The 16208-nt window shown below is 74.2% G+C and carries 15 protein-coding genes; 12 read left to right on the forward strand and 3 right to left on the reverse strand.

The window, feature by feature from the left end; genetic code table 11:
- Positions 1-2 precede the first annotated feature (2 nt).
- From ACBJ59_RS34650 to ACBJ59_RS34685, 8 genes are all read left to right on the forward strand, one after another.
- Positions 3-1838: a hypothetical protein gene (locus tag ACBJ59_RS34650; protein WP_375114411.1), complete on the forward strand. Its 1836-nt coding sequence runs from the start codon at positions 3-5 to the stop codon at positions 1836-1838.
- Entirely contained in the window at positions 1828-2835 is a 1008-nt protein-coding gene (locus tag ACBJ59_RS34655) for a hypothetical protein (protein ID WP_375114412.1), read from the forward strand. Before ACBJ59_RS34650 ends, ACBJ59_RS34655 begins: the two co-directional genes overlap by 11 nt.
- Positions 2832-3836 (forward strand): hypothetical protein, encoded by a 1005-nt coding sequence (locus tag ACBJ59_RS34660; RefSeq protein WP_375114413.1) that lies wholly within the window; start codon positions 2832-2834, stop codon positions 3834-3836. The genes ACBJ59_RS34655 and ACBJ59_RS34660 overlap by 4 nt, the downstream gene beginning before the upstream one ends.
- Positions 3836-5479, forward strand: a complete 1644-nt coding sequence (locus tag ACBJ59_RS34665) for a hypothetical protein (RefSeq protein WP_375114414.1) — start codon at positions 3836-3838, stop codon at positions 5477-5479. Before ACBJ59_RS34660 ends, ACBJ59_RS34665 begins: the two co-directional genes overlap by 1 nt.
- 382 nt (positions 5480-5861) lie before the next feature.
- Positions 5862-8363, forward strand: a complete 2502-nt coding sequence (locus ACBJ59_RS34670; RefSeq protein WP_375114415.1) for a nitrate- and nitrite sensing domain-containing protein — start codon at positions 5862-5864, stop codon at positions 8361-8363.
- On the forward strand, positions 8356-8781 hold the full coding sequence (locus ACBJ59_RS34675; protein WP_364113919.1) for a roadblock/LC7 domain-containing protein: 426 nt from the start codon (positions 8356-8358) through the stop codon (positions 8779-8781). The genes ACBJ59_RS34670 and ACBJ59_RS34675 overlap by 8 nt, the downstream gene beginning before the upstream one ends.
- Positions 8778-9128: a DUF742 domain-containing protein gene (locus ACBJ59_RS34680; RefSeq protein ID WP_364113917.1), complete on the forward strand. Its 351-nt coding sequence runs from the start codon at positions 8778-8780 to the stop codon at positions 9126-9128. Before ACBJ59_RS34675 ends, ACBJ59_RS34680 begins: the two co-directional genes overlap by 4 nt.
- Entirely contained in the window at positions 9109-9711 is a 603-nt protein-coding gene (locus ACBJ59_RS34685; protein ID WP_375114416.1) for an ATP/GTP-binding protein, read from the forward strand. Before ACBJ59_RS34680 ends, ACBJ59_RS34685 begins: the two co-directional genes overlap by 20 nt.
- Before the next feature lie 39 nt (positions 9712-9750).
- Here the strand turns inward: ACBJ59_RS34685 and ACBJ59_RS34690 are convergent, their stop codons facing one another.
- Complete coding sequence (locus tag ACBJ59_RS34690) at positions 9751-10680, reverse strand: LysR family transcriptional regulator (protein WP_375114417.1); 930 nt, start codon at positions 10678-10680, stop codon at positions 9751-9753.
- 187 nt (positions 10681-10867) lie between these two features.
- Here ACBJ59_RS34690 and ACBJ59_RS34695 point away from each other — a divergent pair, with 187 nt between their 5' ends.
- Together ACBJ59_RS34695 and ACBJ59_RS34700 are read left to right on the forward strand one after the other, a co-directional pair.
- Positions 10868-11713: an SDR family NAD(P)-dependent oxidoreductase gene (locus ACBJ59_RS34695; RefSeq protein WP_375114418.1), complete on the forward strand. Its 846-nt coding sequence runs from the start codon at positions 10868-10870 to the stop codon at positions 11711-11713.
- A gap of 166 nt (positions 11714-11879) precedes the next feature.
- Positions 11880-13052 carry a serine hydrolase domain-containing protein gene (locus ACBJ59_RS34700; RefSeq protein WP_375114419.1) on the forward strand — a complete coding sequence of 391 codons (1173 nt, stop codon included), beginning with the start codon at positions 11880-11882 and terminating at the stop codon, positions 13050-13052.
- A 133-nt stretch (positions 13053-13185) separates the two neighbouring features.
- Here ACBJ59_RS34700 and ACBJ59_RS34705 read toward each other — a convergent pair whose 3' ends face one another.
- Together ACBJ59_RS34705 and ACBJ59_RS34710 are read right to left on the reverse strand one after the other, a co-directional pair.
- On the reverse strand, positions 13186-13557 hold the full coding sequence (locus ACBJ59_RS34705; protein WP_375114420.1) for a proteasome activator: 372 nt from the start codon (positions 13555-13557) through the stop codon (positions 13186-13188).
- A 181-nt stretch (positions 13558-13738) separates the two neighbouring features.
- Positions 13739-14581 (reverse strand): PaaX family transcriptional regulator C-terminal domain-containing protein, encoded by an 843-nt coding sequence (locus tag ACBJ59_RS34710; RefSeq protein ID WP_375114421.1) that lies wholly within the window; start codon positions 14579-14581, stop codon positions 13739-13741.
- Between the two features lie 155 nt (positions 14582-14736).
- Between ACBJ59_RS34710 and ACBJ59_RS34715 the strand changes: the two genes are divergently transcribed.
- Both ACBJ59_RS34715 and ACBJ59_RS34720 read left to right on the forward strand, forming a co-directional pair.
- Positions 14737-15615 (forward strand): amidohydrolase family protein, encoded by an 879-nt coding sequence (locus ACBJ59_RS34715; protein ID WP_375114422.1) that lies wholly within the window; start codon positions 14737-14739, stop codon positions 15613-15615.
- A complete protein-coding gene (locus ACBJ59_RS34720) occupies positions 15612-16070 on the forward strand; it encodes a MaoC family dehydratase (RefSeq protein ID WP_375114423.1) in 459 nt (152 codons plus the stop codon). Before ACBJ59_RS34715 ends, ACBJ59_RS34720 begins: the two co-directional genes overlap by 4 nt.
- The last annotated feature ends 138 nt before the right edge of the window (positions 16071-16208 follow it).

Genomic DNA, 16208 nt, shown 5'->3' on the forward strand with positions numbered 1-16208 from the left:
CCATGGTCGTGGTGCTCGACCTGCGCGAGGGTGAGCCGGCCCGGCTCGGCCCCCGGGTGCTGGTGGTCGCCGACACGGAGCGCCTGGCGAACGGGCAGCAGGCCCTGCAGCAGGTGTTCAGCTCGCGCCTGGTCAGGTCGGTGCTCGTGGTCGCGCTGGGGCCGGAGCTGCGCCTGCCCCCGGCGCTCGACGGGGAGAGCCGCAGGGTGCTGTGGGTGGGCGACCCCTGCGGCATCCTGTGGGACGCCGACACCGGCGAGGCCGCGCACGGGCCGGGGGTGAGCTCGGAGTCCATCCTGATCGACCTGCTCAGCCAGCCGGAGGTCTTCGACGAGGTGGTCAACAGCCTGGGCGACATCCCATACGGCACCGCCTCGCCCGGCTGGCGCATCGTGGCCGGCCGGATCGACCCCGAGGTGCTCGCCCAGGCCTTCCAGGAGGTCGCCGAGCGCTTCGACGGGCCCGTCCAGCAGGACACCGCCACCTTCAGCTCGCCGCTGGCCACCGCGCTGCCGGTGCTCAGCGGCACCGTGGACCTGCCCGCCGACCTCCTCGACGCGCTCGTCGATGACGGCCCGCTGGACCGGCTGCACCGCCGGGCCGCCGAGCAGCTCGACCGGGCCGCCCGCGCCCTGGACGACCTGGGCTACTTCCACGCCGCCCCGGTCCGGAACACGATCGCCGACGAGGTGATCGCGGCGGGCAAGGCGCTGGCCGAGTTCCGCGACACCGTCGCGCGGCTGTTCTCCGAGATCGACCACGCCGACGAGGACACCGCCGAGACGCTGGCCGCGAACGGGGTCAAGTTCGCCACCCCCGCGCTCATGGGGCACGCCGAGATCGTCGGCGAGCTGCGCGCCGACGTCGAGGCGGCCCTGGCCGAGCGCAAGAGCCTGGCGCGGCTGGCCTCGCGGCTGCGCCTGCTGGCCGACCACAGCGCGCCCATCGGCAGCGCCGCCTTCGTCGGCGACCTCTGGCGGATCTGCCCCGACGAGCTGCTCAACGCGCTGCACGCGCCCGCCGAGTTCCCTCCCGGGCTGCTCGACCGCTTCGTCTTCTGGCGGCGCTCGCGGGCGTGGTGGCGCGAGCAGCTCTCGCTCGGCCCGGCCAGGACCGCGCTCGACGAGCTGCGCGCGCGGCTGGAACGGGTCGCGGCCAGCGAGTGGACGCTCGGCGCGGCGCGCACGCACACCTCCGACGCGGCCCGCACGCTGGCGGCCGCGCTGGGCGAGGTCTGCGCGCAGGTGGCCGGGACGCTGCGGGACTGGAGCAGGGCCGAGGCCGGCCAGGCCGCCGCCGCCCCGGCGCTGGACGAGGAGGTCACCGTACGCCTGCGCGACCGCGGCGGGCAGCTGCGCGAGGTCATCACCGGCGACCTGCTCGACGCGGTGACGGGCTGGCTGGAGCCCGGCTGGGTCTCCCTCGAACACGGCGGCTACCGGGACGTCCAGACGGGGCTGGAACGCCGGGTGGACGAGACGCTCCGGCAGTACCGCTACCACCTGGCCCACCGGGGCGTGCAGGAACAGCCCGACTTCGGCACCGGCGACACCGGCCGCCAGGAGCTCGTGGACGCGGTGTGGCGGCAGTCCCAGCAGGTCGTGCGGGCTCTGAGCGCCCAGGCGGGCGGGCAGATGTTGCAGCTGTGCGGCGACCGGGACCTGTCGGTGCTGCTGCGGCAGGCGTACGCGGTCCGGTTCGCGCCCAGGGCCGTACGGGGACAGGGCAACCCGCCCGGCGTGGTGTGGACCCGGTCGGGCCAGTACGCCGGGACCCTGCGCCTGGTGCCGCTTCGCCCCGGAACGGTGGAGGAGAACTGGAGTGGGGATGGAACCTGAGCCGCTGACCTTCACCTCCCCCGAGGGCGACCCGGTGACCTGGGAGGTGGAGGCGGAGCCGTGGCACGACCCCTTCGAGCGCCGGCTCACCCTCGTCGTCCAGGGCACCAGGCTCGTGCAGCGGCGGGTCCCCCGCGCCGAGGGCCGCGACCGCGAATACCTCTACGACCTGCTGGAGAACGAGGCCCGCATGGGCGCCCGGCTGCTCACCCGGCTGAGCCGGGCCTACCCCGTCGAGCTGCCCCGGCTGATGGGCTACAGCCTCGACGAGGAGGAGCCGTTCGTGCTGCTGTCCGACCGGCGGGGCGAGCCGGTCACCCGCAGGTCCGGCGCGCTGCTGATCGCCGAGCAGCGGGCCCTGCAGGCGAGCCTCTTCCGCGCCGTGCGCATCCTGTCGGCCTGCGGGATCGTGCACCGGCGCATCGAGCCGGAGACCGTGCGCTGGGACGGCTCCCACGTGCAGCTCACCGACCTCAGCCGGGCCACGCTGATCGACAGCCGGCGGCTGCGGCTGGGCGAGGCGCCCTACGCCTGCCCGGCGCAGCGCGCGGGCACGGGCCTGGCCGCCACCGCCGACGACCTGTGGAGCGCGGGCATGGTGATCTACCGTACGGTCACCGGCCGCGACATCGCCGACCTGCCCGACCTCACCGCCGCCCCGGCGCTGCAGCCCATCCACGACGTGTTCTCCGGCGAGCCACCGTCGGCGCGGGAGGTGCTGGCCCGGCTGCGCGTGCCGGACCCGATGCAGGCCGTCCCCGTCGAGCAGGACCTCGGGCTGGAGGAGGGGCGCACCGCCTTCGACCGGGCGCGGGAGGCCAGGACCGAGGCGGCTCCCGCGCCGTCCTCCGCGGGGTCCGCCACCGAGGAGCCCGTGACCCGGGTCCATCCGGTGCCCGAGCCGCCGGAGGAGGCGCCGCGCCCCTGGTGGGCCCGCTGGCTCCCGCTGGCCGTGCTGCTCGTCCTGCTCGTCGTCCTCTGGTTGGTGACCCGGTGATCCTCTGCCCGATCTGCCTGCACGAGTTCGCCTGGAGCGAGGACGAGCTCTACGAGCGCACCCCGGCCGGCCAGTACCGGCCGCTGTCCCTGGACGACGTGACCGGGGCCCGCCGCGAGGACCTCCTGCGTGCCGCCCACGTGCGCTGCCCGGCACCGGTGGCCGACGCGAGCCAGGAGCACCACCTGCCCTACACCTACGTACGGCACGGCCGGCCGCTGGTGATCGGCCTGGTCGGCGGGCCGGAGACGGGCAAGACGCACCTGCTGGCCGCCATGATCGGGGCCATCGAGCAGGGCGGGCTGCGGCCGTACGGGCTGACCACGGACGCGGTGGACATCGAGCGGCACGCCGAGTACGTCGACACGTACGTGCATCCGCTGATGGTGGAGCGGGTCGCCCTGTCGCGCACCACCCACCGGGCCACCGCAGAACCGGCCGACGCGCTGCTGGTCAACGACGGCCGGCACACCACCGCGGTGGCCTTCTTCGACATCGCCGGCGAGCTGCTGCGCAGCAGCACGCACGAGGCGACCAGGTTCGTGCCGGCCGTCGGCGGGCTGCTCTTCGTGATCGACGCCGACACCCGGCCTGCCAGGATGGGCGACGAGTCCTTCCGCGCCGTGCTCGACCGGCTGCCCAAGACCGGCGGGCGGCTGGACATCCCCGCCGCCATCGCGGTCACCAAGAGCGACGCGGTGCGCTTCCAGGCGCCGGTCGACACGTGGCTGTACGGCGAGCCCGACCGGCTGGACCCGGAGGCGGTGCTGGAGGAGAGCCGCGACGTCTACGCCTTCCTGCACCGGCGGGGCGCGCAGGCGTGGCTGAGCCCGTACGACAAGTGCCGCAGGTGCACCCTGCACTTCGTCTCGGCGACGGGCGCCACCGCCACCGAGGGGCGCTTCCGGCGGGGTGTCCGGCCCCGGCGGGTCCTGGCGCCCCTGATCTCGCTCTTCGCCATGACCGGCGTGCTGCGCGGCTATCCGGAGGTGGGGCTGTGATGGGACGTTACGCCAGCGTCGACTGGATCCAGTTCGAGTGGGACGAGCGGCGCACCGGTCTCGGGCCCGTGCGCTCCTCGCTGGAGGACACCCGGGGCTGGTACCACCAGCTCGGGCCCTGGCTCGACCCCGGGCCGGCGGCGGGGGTGAGCGTCTGCCGGCTCCTGGTGGACGGGCGGGTGGTGGTGCTCGCGCGGACCCGGACCGGGGGTTCGGACAGCAGGCGGACCATCCGCGTCCAGGCGTACCTGGGCGGCTCCGCCGACCGGTCCCCCGCGATGCCGAACGTGCGCCAGGCGCTCGCCCTGGCCCCCGGCTGGGCCGAGCAGCTGCCCGCCGACGACCAGCCGCTCGACCTGGCCCGGCTGCTCGATTCCTACACCCGGTCCAGCACGGCCCTCGACCGGCGGGCGCGGGTCGGGGCCGGGACGCTCGCGCCGATCGTCGCGGAGGCGCTGCGCCGGCCCGGGAAGGAGCTGTCCGTGGCGTCCCACGGGGACGCCGTCGCGCAGCTCTGGGGGCTGGTGGACATCCTGGACCTGGTGCTGGGGCGGCATCCGGAGACGTTCTCCACGTACGAGAGCGACGACCTGACGCAGGGGGCGGAGGTCGTCTTCCTGCAGCAGTGGCCGGGGCCGTCGTCGCGGGCCTCGCACCGGGCGCGGGTGGATCTGCGGGCGCCGTACCAGGAGGACGAGTACGGGGAGATCGCGGCGCGGGTGGTGGACGCGTACGCGCGGGACGAGCTGGTGGAGCTGGTCAGGCGGCTGAGGTTCACGGACGGTACGCCGCCGGAGGAGCGGATCCGGCTCCTCGCGACCGCCCCGCCCGAGCCCGTGGGCTGGGCCGCCGCGCCGGCGGAGGATTCCTGGGCCCCGCGCCCGCCGGCCCGCGCGTCCGGCCAGGCCGGGCCGCCGTCGGCGACGGCGCGCGCATCGGGCGAGGCCGGGCAACCGCCCGCCCCGGCCCCGCGTGCCGCCTCCGCCTCGCCGTATCCGGCGGCCCAGGCGTCGCAACCCGGGCCACCGCAGCCCCCGGAACCGCGGACTCAGGCCGCGCGAACGCTGGCGGCCCGGGCGCAGGCGGCCCCGTCCCCCTCGGCGGCGCAGTCGGGTGCGGGAGCGGGAGCGGGGCAGGCCGATCGAGGGCGTGCGCCCGGCGGGCGGGAGCCGCAGGCGGGGCACCGGGAGCCGCTCCCCGGCACGCCGGCCGCGCACGCGCAGGCGGCCGCCCAGGGTGCGCAGGACGAGGGGGCCGCGCCTGGTGTGCGGGCCGGGGGCGGTGCGCAGGGCGAGGGGGCCGCGCGGACCTACGCGATGCGGGACGTCTTCGAGGAGTTCCGGGCCGACCTGGCCGCCGCGACCAGCGCCAAGGAGGTGAAGGAGATCCTGAAGGACGTGCGGGCCTGGGCGGCCACGCGCCAGCCGTCCGAGGTGCGCTCCCGGCTGCCGGCCCTGGTCCCGGAGCTGGAGCGGGTGCTGCCGGACAGCCAGATCAACCCGGTCCTGCGCGACCTGCTGGACCCGGACGCCGCCCCCGCCACCCGGGACCGGTCCGGCCGGCTCGACCACCGCTGGCTCGTCCTCGTCGTGGCGCTGTCGCTCGTCATCGTCCTCCAGGTCGTCACGCTCATCCTCCGATGAGCCCAGGCGGCGTCCGGCGGCGGCGAAGGCGGTGGCGATCCGGTCGAGCTGGGCGTCCGCGTGCAGGGCCAAGGCGTACCGCACGACGCAGATGCGCCAGGTGGTCGGCTGGGCGCGCGATCACCGGCCTGAGCGCATTCGTCTGAATTCGTCACTGTACGTGAGCCGCCAACGATCACCGTCACGATCGGTGTGCTGACAAAGAGTCAACCCGCCATTCCGGGTGTTTCTTCGCATCCGTACCTTGAAGTACATCTGCCCCATCGGCATAGTGGACGGACCACAGGCGTAACCAGTCGTGGCTGGGCATCCTCGGGGGCCGGTAGCAAGTTCACGACTGCCCACAGAAACGCACCACCACGCGCGGAATTGGACTAGATGGATGAGCTCGCCCCCGCCGATCCGTACCAAGCTGCTCAGGATCCTCCTGCTTCCGCTGGTCTCCATGGTTGCCCTCTGGGGGTTCATCGCCTATTCCAGTGTGGAAGAGATCGTCACGGTCTCGCAGGCACAGGACCGGTGGGAGGCCATCGGCGCACCCGTGTTACAGCTGATCGTGGAGTTACAGAAGGAGCGGCAGCTCTCGGCGGAGGCGCCGGGCAGCACCGCGACGTACAAGCCGCTGGCCGATCAGCGGGAGGTCACCGACGCGCAGGCCAAGCGCCTGCGCGAGATCATCGGATCCGTTGACGTCGAGGCGGCGGGCGGCGGGACGCCGGCCCAGGTGCGCACGATGGTGCAGGCGCTGGACGGGCTGCAGGCGCTGCGGGCCTCCGCCGACGGAGGCGTGCTGGCGCCGCCGCTGACGATCATCCAGGCGTACGACAACCTGATCGCCGTGGCCAACCGGCAGTTCGGCGACCGCGACGCGCTGAGCGACGTGTCGTCCTTCCGCGGGGTGCGCGGCATGGCGGCCTTCAGCGCCACGGCGGAATATCTCGGCCGCGAGCACGCCGTGCTCACCGCCACGATCGTGAACCGCCGCATGACCCCGGCCGACCGGGGCGCGTTCGTGGCCGCGATGGCCAGCCGCCGCCTCGTCTTCGCCAACGCCGAGCGCGACGCCGGGCCCGAGCTGCGCGCCGACTACGACCGGCTGGTGGCCAGCGAACCGTACCGGCGGCTGATCTCGGTCGAGGACGAGCTGTTCACCTGGGACACCGACGGGGCGCCGCCGGTGGACCCCGCCGAGTGGCGCCGCGACGCCGAGGCGATCATCGGCGGGATCAACCGGGACACGCAGACGGAGCTGGCCCGCGCCGCCGCGGAGGCCGAGGCGCTGAAGAGCGGGGCGTACTGGCGGATCGGGATGGTCCTGCTCCTGGGGCTGGCCGCGGTGGTCGTGTCGGTGGCGCTGTCGTACCGGTTCGGGCGCTCGCTGGTCGACGAGCTCAAGCGGCTGCAGGGCTCGGCGGTGGAGCTGGCCGAGGAGCGGCTGCCCCGGCTGGTCGAGCGGCTGCGGCGCGGCGACGACGTGGACCCGGCCACCGAGGCCCCCGGGCTCGACCGGGCCGACACGGCCGAGGTCGATCGCGTGGTGGACGCGTTCGCCGCGGTACGCCGCACGGCGGTCGAGGCCGCGGTCGGCCAGGCGGCCCTGCGCAAGGGCGTCGGGCAGGTCTTCCTCAACCTGGCCCGGCGCAACCAGGCGCTGCTGCACCGCCAGCTCGCGCTGCTCGACACCATGGAGCGCCGGGCGGACGAGCCCGAGGTCCTGGAGGACCTGTTCAAGCTCGACCACCTGACCACCCGCATGCGGCGGCACGCCGAGAACCTGATCATCCTGTCCGACTCCTCCCCCGCGCGCCGCTGGCGGGACCCGGTGCCGCTGTTCGACGTCGTACGCGCGGCGGTGCTGGAGGTCGAGGACTACACGCGCGTCACCGTCGCCCCCATGCCGGACGCCCCGCTGCTGGTCGGCGCCGCCGTCACCGACGTGATCCACCTGGTCGCCGAGCTGGTGGAGAACGCCACCGTCTTCTCCCCGCCCGACACGACCGTGAGCGTACGCGGGGTGACGGCGGCCAACGGCCTGGCCCTGGAGGTGGAGGACCGGGGGCTGGGGCTGTCGCAGACCACCCTCGACGAGCTCAACGCCCGGCTTGCCGACCTGCCGGAGTTCGACCTGGCCGACACCGACCGGCTCGGGCTGTTCGTGGTGGCCAGGCTGGCGGCCCGGCACGGGATCAAGATCGTGCTGCGCCGCTCGCCGTACGACGGGACCACCGCGATCGTGCTCCTGCCCGCCACGCTGCTCGCCGGCGCCGAACCCCCGGCCCTCACGGCCGCCGCCCACTCCATGGGCCAGCCAGGCCAGGACGCCGCCACCCGCGTGGCCCGGCCCGTACGGGCGCTCGGCATGGCGGCCCCCGACGTGCGGCCGCGCGGGGTGGCCATCGCTCCCGAGCCGGAGCGCGCGACCTGGTTCGAGGCCGGCCCGGCACGCAGGCCCGCCGACCCGGTAGGCGCCCAGGACGCGATCCGCACCCAGGACCACGTACGCCCTCCGGGCCCCGCGCCCGAGCCCGTTCGTGAGCCCGATGCGGTGCGGAGGCCCGGCCCGGCGTACGAGGCCGGCCCCACCGTGCCCCCCGGCCCGCCCGCCGGCCCGCCGCCCGGCCCGCCGGCCGGCTGGAGCGTCACGGTGCCCGCCCAGGAGGCGGACGACGACCTCGACGGGCTGCCGATGCGGATCCCGCAGGCCAGCCTGGCTCCCCAGCTCCGTACGGACGGGCGCGCGGAGCGTCGCCCGACCCCGGCCCGCTCGCCGGAGGAGCTCGCACAGCTCATGTCGTCCATGCAACGCGGCTGGCAGCAGGGTCGCCAGCAAGCGAGGCAGGAGCGAGACATGTGGAACGGAAAGGACGACCAACCCGATGCCTGACCCCAGAAGTGAACTGAGCTGGCTGCTCGACGACCTCATCCAGCGCGTCCCGGGCATCCGGCACGCCATCGTGCTGTCCGCGGACGGGCTGTCCATGGGCAACTCCCGCGAGCTGACCAGGGAGGACGCGGAGCACCTGTCCGCCATCTCCGCCGGCAGCCACAGCCTCGCCATGGGGGCGGGGCGGCACTTCGCCATGGGCGGTGTACGGCAGACGATCATCGAGATGGACGAGGGCTTCCTGTTCGTCACCGCGGCCGGTCAGGGCGCCCGGCTGGCCGTCATCGCCACGGCCGACGCCGAGCTGGGCATGGTCACGTACGAGATGGCCCTGATGGTCAAGCGGGTCGGCGAGCACCTCGCCGCGCATCCGAGGGGAGCGGCACCGGCACCCGCCTGGAACGGCGCGAGACCGTGACCGGAGAGGATCCCGGGCCGCTGATCCGGCTGTACGGGCTGACCGGGGGCCGGGCGCGGCCGCAGGGCGAGGCGTTCGACCTGGTGGCCATCGTCACGACGGCCGGCGACACCCACGAGCCCGTGGACCTGATCCCCGAGCACCGTGCCGTGCTCGCCCTGTGCCGCCGGCCCACGCCGGTGGCGGACGTCGCGGCGCACCTCAGGCTGCCGCTCAACATCACCCGGGTGATCCTGGGCGACCTGCGGCGCGAGGGCCTGGTCACCATCGAGCGCCCGCGTCCCGTGGCGCAGACGATCGACGAACGCATCTACAGGGAAGTGCTGCATGGACTACGCAGCCTCTGAGCCGGGGGCGACCGCGGTCGCCTCGGCCTTGGCCATCAAGATCCTGGTCGCGGGCGGCTTCGGCGTCGGCAAGACGACCATGGTCGGCACGATCAGCGAGATCCGGCCGCTGCACACGGAGGAGTTGCTGAGCGATCGCGGCATCGGGGTGGACGACACCTCGGGCGTGGAGTCCAAGATCACCACCACTGTGGCGCTGGACTTCGGCCGGATCACCATCCGGGAAGGGCTGTGGCTGTACCTGTTCGGCACGCCGGGGCAGGACCGGTTCTGGTTCATGTGGGACGAGCTGGCCCTGGGCGCGCTCGGCGCCGTCGTGCTCGCCGACACCCGCCGCCTGCAGGACTGCTTCCCGGCGGTGGACTACTTCGAGCAGCGCGGGATCCCGTTCGTGGTCGGGGTGAACTGCTTCGACGGCGCCCGCCGGTACGACCCGGCGAAGGTACGGCGGGCGCTCGGGCTGAACGAGGGCATCCCGATCGTGCTGTGCGACGTGCGTGAGCGGAGGTCGGTCAAGGAGGTGCTGACCACGCTCGTCACGTACGCGGTGGAGGGCCTCCAGCCCTACGGGACGGGCGCGTGACTCCCCCTCGCCACGGCGGTGTGCGGCGCCTGCCGGTCGCTACGGGGTGAGCGCGGCCTCGCGCAGCACCTGCGCGAGGCGGGCGACGGGTTCCGGCAGCGGGCCCGGCAGCCGGGCCAGGAGCAGGCGGCGCCGTTCCTGGGGTCCGCCGCGTACCGGGAGGACGCGCACGCCGGGCGGCACGGCGGGGGCGAGCGAGGCCGGGACGGTCGTCAGGCCGCAGCCGGCGGCCACGAGGCCGAGCTTGGCCAGCCAGTCGCGGGCGGAATGGGCGATCCGGGGGCGCTCGTCCAGGCCGGGCCAGGCGCCCATCCCCGTGCTGTCACCCGCGCCACCCGCCGCCGCGCTGCCGGGGCCGGCGATCCAGCTCTGCCCGTGCAGGTCGGCGACGTCGATGTAGTCGCCGCGGGCGAGGGGGTGGCCGGCCGGGACGGCCACGTGCAGGCTGCGCTCCGTCAAGGTCTGGAGCTCCAGCGCCGGCGTCTCGGTGTCGGGCGGCCGGAAGGGCGGGACGGAGGCCAGGACGGCGAGATCGACCGTACCGGCGCGCAGGGCGCGGACCAGGGCCGGCGTCCGGCCCTCCCTGGAGTCGACGGTGATGGCCGGGTGCGTGACGCGCAGGGCGGCCAGCGCGCGGGGCACCAGGGCGGCGCCCGCGCTGGGGAACCAGCCGAGGCGTACCGTGCTGGGCTCGTCGGGGAGCCCGGCGAGCTCCCGCGCACCCGCGTCGACCTGGTCCACGACGGCGGCGGCGCGGCGCAGCACGATCCGTCCCGCCGAGGTGAGCCGCACGCCGTCGTGGCGCCGCTCCAGGAGCGGGGCGCCCGCCGCGCGTTCGAGCGAGGCGATCTGGCGGGAGACGGCGGACTGCGTGTAGCCGAGGGCGGTGGCCGCCGCGGTGAGCGTCCCGCGCTCGGCCACCTCCCGGAAGACCCGCAGGGCGGTGAGCGAGGCGTCGGTGAATGCCATGACGATTACGCATACCACGGTTGAGAAACTTTCGCTGGCCGCATCCCCTCCGGCCTGCCTAACCTGGGTGCGACCCCAGCTCTCGAACCCGCGTCCGCGGGCAGAACCGCGTGCCCGGGGCGCGAATCGCACCCCGGACCGGACGCTGCCGCACTCCGCGTGGCACTTCCCATCACAAGGAGCCCGAATGACAACCCCACCCCGAGTCGCCCTGGTGACCGGCGCGACGCAGGGCCTCGGCCTGGCCCTCGTCGAGGGTCTGGCCCGGCGCCTGAACCCGGCCGACACCGTCTACCTCACCGGCCGTGACGCCGGCCGCGTGGCGCGGGCCGCCGACGCGATGCCGCGAACCGGCGCCCGGGTACGGGGCGAGCTCTTCGACGTCGCCGACCCCGACGCCGCCGCCCGGTTCGCCGGCCTGCTCCAGGACCGGCACGGCGGCGTGGACGTCGTCTTCGGCAACGCCGTGATGCGCATCGGCCCCGACGACGACCCGCGCACGCTGATGGACGCCTACACCGAGGTCAACAACTTCGGCACCACCCGGCTGCTGCGGGCCTTCGGGCCGCTGGTGCGCGATGGCGGGCGGCTCGTCGTGGTCGCCAGCACGCTGGGCACGCTGCACCATCTGGCGCCCGTACTGCATGACCGCTTCGACGGCCTGACGTCGCTGGAGGAGGTGGACAAGCAGGTGGCGGCCTGGCGCGACGCCGTCAAGGACGGCAGCGCCCGCGCCGGGGCGTGGCCCGGCTTCGTCAACATCCCGTCCAAGATCGCCCAGGTCGCCGCCGTACGCGCGCTCGCCGGGCAGCGCCGGGCCGCGGACGCCCGCCGCGGCATCCTGCTCGCCGCCGTCTGCCCCGGCATGATCAACACACCGACCTCGGCCCTGTGGTGGAACGTCGCCGACGCCCCCAGCCCCGCCCAGGCCGCCGAACCCCTCCTCGACCTCGTCCAGAACCCCGTCGACCCGGCCCACTACGGCGAGCTGGTCCGGTTCGGCCGGGTCCTCCCCTGGAGCCCCTTCGCCTGACCACCCGGGGGCCCTCCAGCACGTCCCGCGCGTCCGGCCGGGGTGCCCGTCGCCTGGGGAGCCCGTTTCGCAGGAGACTCCCGGGGTAGGGGCTCCCTCTCGGGTCAGCAGCACATTCCCCCTCGAACCCCCGCGCCCAGACGTCAGGGGTCGTGAGGAGGGGGCCGTGAGCCAGGTCCGCGGGATGTGCGAGCCCCGGTTCGGCGCCGTACGCGAGGCGTTCGAGGACAACTTCGCCCAGGGCCGGGAGCTCGGCGCCTGCGTGGCCGTCTACCACCGCGGGCAGGCGGTCGTGAACCTGTGGGGCGGGCTGACCGGCGCCCAGGACGACGCCCCCGAATGGCGGCCGGACACGATCACCCTCCTGGCCTCCGCCACCAAGGGCCTGATCGCCGCCACCGCCATGCTGCTGGTCGACCGGGGCATCCTCGACCTCGACGCGCCCGTGGCCGACTACTGGCCGCAGTTCGCGGCCCGGGGCAAGGCGGGGATCCCGCTGAGGTGGGTGCTCGGGCACCGCTCAGGCGTGGTCACCGTCGACCCGCCCCTGACGCTGACCGACCTCCGGCAGGGCACCGCCGTCACCGACGCCCTGGCCACCGCCCGCCCCGCCTGGCATCCCGGTCGCGCGCACGGGTACCACTGCCTGACCATGGGCTGGCTGGTCGGCGAGATCATCCAGCGCGTCACCGGCCAGTCCACCAGCCGGTTCTTCGCCACCGAGATCGCCGCCCCGCTCGGCCTCGACCTGCACGTCGGCCCGCCGCCCGGCCGGCACCGCCGCCTGGCCGCCCTCCTTCCGCCCACCCCGCAGCAACTCCTCCAGGGCCGCGCCGACCCGCAGCTCCGCGAGCTCAACCAGGCCATCTGCGACCCGGCCTCCCTCTTCCACCGCTCCACCTTCGGCAGCCTCGCCCTGACCGGCAACCTGCTCGCCGGCCTGCCCTCGGCCGAGATCCCCTCCTGCGGCGGGACCGGCAACGCCACCGCGCTCGCCCGCCTGTACGCCGCCCTCATCGGCGAGGTCGACGGCATCCGGCTGCTACGCCCGCAGGCGACCGACCGGGCCCGTACCGTGGAGGCCGCCGGCATGGACCTCGTCCTGCGCTGCCACACCTCCTACGGCCGCGGCTTCATGCTGCCCGGCGGCCCCATGTGGCCCGCCACCACCTCCCCCACCGCCTTCGGCCACCCCGGCGTCACCGGCGTCTTCGCCTACGCCGACCCGGACAACGAGCTCGCCTTCGCCTACGTCCCCAACCGCATGACGGAGCTCATCGAGGGCGGCGACGACCGCGCCCGCCACCTCATCGAGGCCACCCACCGCTGCCTCTCCTGACCGCCACGCGCCGCCGCTGTTCCCTCGGCCGGCCGCGCGGTTCGCGGCGCGCCCGCTCCTTCCGAGGCGGTCAGCGGCAAGCCGGGCCTGGCCACCGGTACTTGAACCGGGGTCGAGGGCCGGGGGCAGACGGTCAGAGGTAGGGGCCGGTGTCCGTGCCCGGGCCGGGGTGCGGGGCCGGGCGGGCCTGCTGGAGGGTCAGCCCGATCCTGATCCCCTGGAAGACCCCTTCCAGCCAGCCCACGAGCTGGCTCTGCGCGATCCGGATCTCCGCCTGGGTGAGGGTCTCCGAGGGCGGGGGCAGCAGCCGGTTCAGCTCGTCCCGCAGCTCCGGCGCCACCGAGTCGGCGATCTCCGCGACCACCCGCGCGTGAATGTGCCGGAGCTGATCACGGGCGTGCTCGTCCAGGGAGAGCCCGCGGGCCTCGTCGAGCAGCGAGCGCGCCATGGTGCTCACGCGCAACAGCCTCGCGGGCTCCTTGACGCGCCCGATCTCGGTTTCCACCGACGGCTCCCGCGCATCGGCCGGGACGGCGTCACGAGGCCTTTCCGGCTGGTGAGGACCGGGTGAAGAGGTCATGTCGGCGTCCCTCGAGTAGCTGATCGCGGTCACCAAGGACCCTGCCCACGTATTCGGCGCTCACGCCCCAGGGTCCCCATCCCGCGCAGGACCACCACGTACGCGGTCACGGGTGGAGGGGCAGCTCGTCCAGGACGGTGTCGGCCAGCCGGCCCGCGGGCCGCCGGTAGGCGCGGGCCAGCGTGTGGAAGACCTGCTCGGCCCGGATGGCCGGCCAGTCCGGCGGCAGGTGCTCGGCGGGCAGGTGCGGGTCCTGGCGGACGAGCTGCAGCCAGTCGGTGTGCAGCAGGAGCTGCCGGGCCAGGTCGTCGGGCAGCGCGGGTTGCGGGCCGGGGGTGTCCCAGCGGTCGAGGAAGGCGTGGTAGCGGCCGGCGATCTGCTCGGTGTCGAAGGCCCTGCGTACGAGGTCGGCCGACTCGGTCGGCCCGGTCGCGCGGACGGCCAGGACGGTGACGTGGTCGCGCAGGCCCAGCTCGGTGACGATGGCGTTCACGTCCTTGGTGCCCGGCGCGATCCACATGCCGTTGTGCAGCAGGCCGAATCCGGCCCAGACGAGCTGGGAGCGCAGGTCGTGACGGGTGCTGCGGCGGCTGTCGGGCAGGGAGAAGCCGACCAGCGTCCAGGAGCCGTCCCAGTCGCGGTTGACCGCGCCGGTCTCCCAGACCCGCCGGCGGCCGTCCTCCAGGATGTCCGCGGCATGCGGGGTGAGCCCGAAGTACGTCTTGCGCCCCTGGCGGTGCCGGGCCAGCAGCCCCCGCTTGACCATGCGGGTGAGCGTCGAGCGCACCGCCTCCTCCGTCAGGCCCAGCCGGGCGAACACGTCGATGACGCTGCCGGAGTAGACGGCGACGCGGCGGCCCAGCACGTAGACGCCGAGGAAGCTGAACATCAACGACTGCGGCCGCGGGGACGCGGGCTGCGGCGGGTCGTCTCCCTCGCGGAAGGTCACGGATCGAGGGTAGACGGGCGCCGGTTATTGGGCAAAGCTGTGACGGAGGTTGCAGGAATGCCCCACATTTCCGATGAGGTGACGTTCGTGGATCTGTCAGGGAAGGCCGCGGCGGCGGAGTCCGAGGTCGCGGTACGGATGCGGGAACCGGTCGCGTGAACGTCGACGAGCTGGTCGCGATCGACGTCCACACCCACGCCGAGGTCGCCGCGGACGGGCACGTGTCGCTGAGCCCGGAGCTGTTCGGCGCCTCGGCCGACTACTTCGGCTCGCACGAGCGGCCCACGATCGAGCAGATGGCCGCCTACTACCGGCAGCGCGCGATGGCCGCGGTGGTGTTCACCGTGGACGCCGAGCACGCCACCGGCCACCGCCGGATCGCCAACGAGGAGATCGCCGACAGCTGCGCCGCGCACGCCGACGTGCTGATCCCGTTCGCCAGCATCGACCCGTGGAAGGGCCGCGCCGGCGCGCGCGAGGCCCGCCGCCTGGTCGAACAGCACGGGGTCCGCGGCTTCAAGTTCCACCCCAGCGTCCAGGGGTTCGACCCCAACGACCCGATGGCCTACCCGCTGTACGACGTGATCGAGGAGCTCGGCGCGATCGCCCTGTTCCACACCGGCCAGACCGGCATCGGCGCCGGCGTGCCCGGTGGCGCCGGCATCCGGCTCAAGCACTCCAACCCGATGCTCGTCGACGACGTGGCGGTCGACTTCCCGCACCTGAAGATCATCCTGGCCCACCCGTCGTTCCCCTGGCAGGACGAGGCCCTGGCCGTCGCCACCCACAAACCCACCGTGCACATCGACCTGTCCGGCTGGTCGCCGAAATACTTCCCGCCGCAACTCACCCGCTACGCCAACAGCCTGCTGCAGGACAAGGTGCTGTTCGGCTCCGACTACCCCGTGATCAGCCCGGACCGGTGGCTGGCCGACTTCGCCGGCCTCGACATCAAACCCGAGGTCCGCCCCAAGATCCTCAAGCACAACGCCGCCCGCCTGCTCGGCCTCACCGCCAAGGAGACCCAGCGATGACCACCACCGCCACCGGCCTGGCCGAGATCAAGGCACTGACCGGCCGCGACCTCGGCCGCACCGCCTGGCTGCAGATCACCCAGGACCGGGTCGACACCTTCGCCGAGGCCACCGGCGACCACCAGTGGATCCACACCAACCCCGAACGCGCCCGGAACGGACCCTTCGGCGGCACCATCGCACACGGCTACCTCACCCTCGCCCTGATCATCCCGCTCTTCGGCGAACTGCTCGACATCCAGGGCGTCACTATGAGCATCAACTACGGCCTGGACAAAGTCCGCTTCCCCAGCCCGGTCAGAGTGGGCGCCAAGATCCGGCTGGCCGGCCAGGTCGTCTCCGTCGAGGACGTCCCGGGCAATGGGGTGCAGATGGCCATGGACTTCACCGTCGAGATCGACGGCTCCGCCAAGCCCGCCTGCGCCGCCCGCGCCATCTACCGCCACTACGCCTGACCACCACCTCCAGCGCGCCCGCGCCGCCCGAAGGCCCCGGCACTGGAGCGGCCCCCGACGGCACGCTCGCCCGTTCGAACGGTCCTGCGCGGCTGCATGCGACGGCCGCCAGGCGCGGGGAGGGCGAAACCGGCGCCC

The sequence above is a fragment of the Nonomuraea sp. MTCD27 genome (assembly GCF_041950495.1).
Lineage (GTDB): Bacteria > Actinomycetota > Actinomycetes > Streptosporangiales > Streptosporangiaceae > Nonomuraea.

Bases quoted from the DNA above. Each gene is read 5' to 3' on its own strand.
- ACBJ59_RS34685 (WP_375114416.1), top strand. From the start codon at position 9,109: ATGGACTACGCAGCCTCTGAGCCGGGGGCGACCGCGGTCGCCTCGGCC.
- ACBJ59_RS34720 (WP_375114423.1), top strand. From the start codon at position 15,612: ATGACCACCACCGCCACCGGCCTGGCCGAGATCAAGGCACTGACCGGC.
- ACBJ59_RS34690 (WP_375114417.1), bottom strand. From the start codon at position 10,680: ATGGCATTCACCGACGCCTCGCTCACCGCCCTGCGGGTCTTCCGGGAG.
- ACBJ59_RS34665 (WP_375114414.1), top strand. From the start codon at position 3,836: ATGGGACGTTACGCCAGCGTCGACTGGATCCAGTTCGAGTGGGACGAG.
- ACBJ59_RS34670 (WP_375114415.1), top strand. From the start codon at position 5,862: ATGAGCTCGCCCCCGCCGATCCGTACCAAGCTGCTCAGGATCCTCCTG.
- ACBJ59_RS34675 (WP_364113919.1), top strand. From the start codon at position 8,356: ATGCCTGACCCCAGAAGTGAACTGAGCTGGCTGCTCGACGACCTCATC.
- ACBJ59_RS34695 (WP_375114418.1), top strand. From the start codon at position 10,868: ATGACAACCCCACCCCGAGTCGCCCTGGTGACCGGCGCGACGCAGGGC.
- ACBJ59_RS34655 (WP_375114412.1), top strand. From the start codon at position 1,828: ATGGAACCTGAGCCGCTGACCTTCACCTCCCCCGAGGGCGACCCGGTG.
- ACBJ59_RS34650 (WP_375114411.1), top strand. From the start codon at position 3: ATGGTCGTGGTGCTCGACCTGCGCGAGGGTGAGCCGGCCCGGCTCGGC.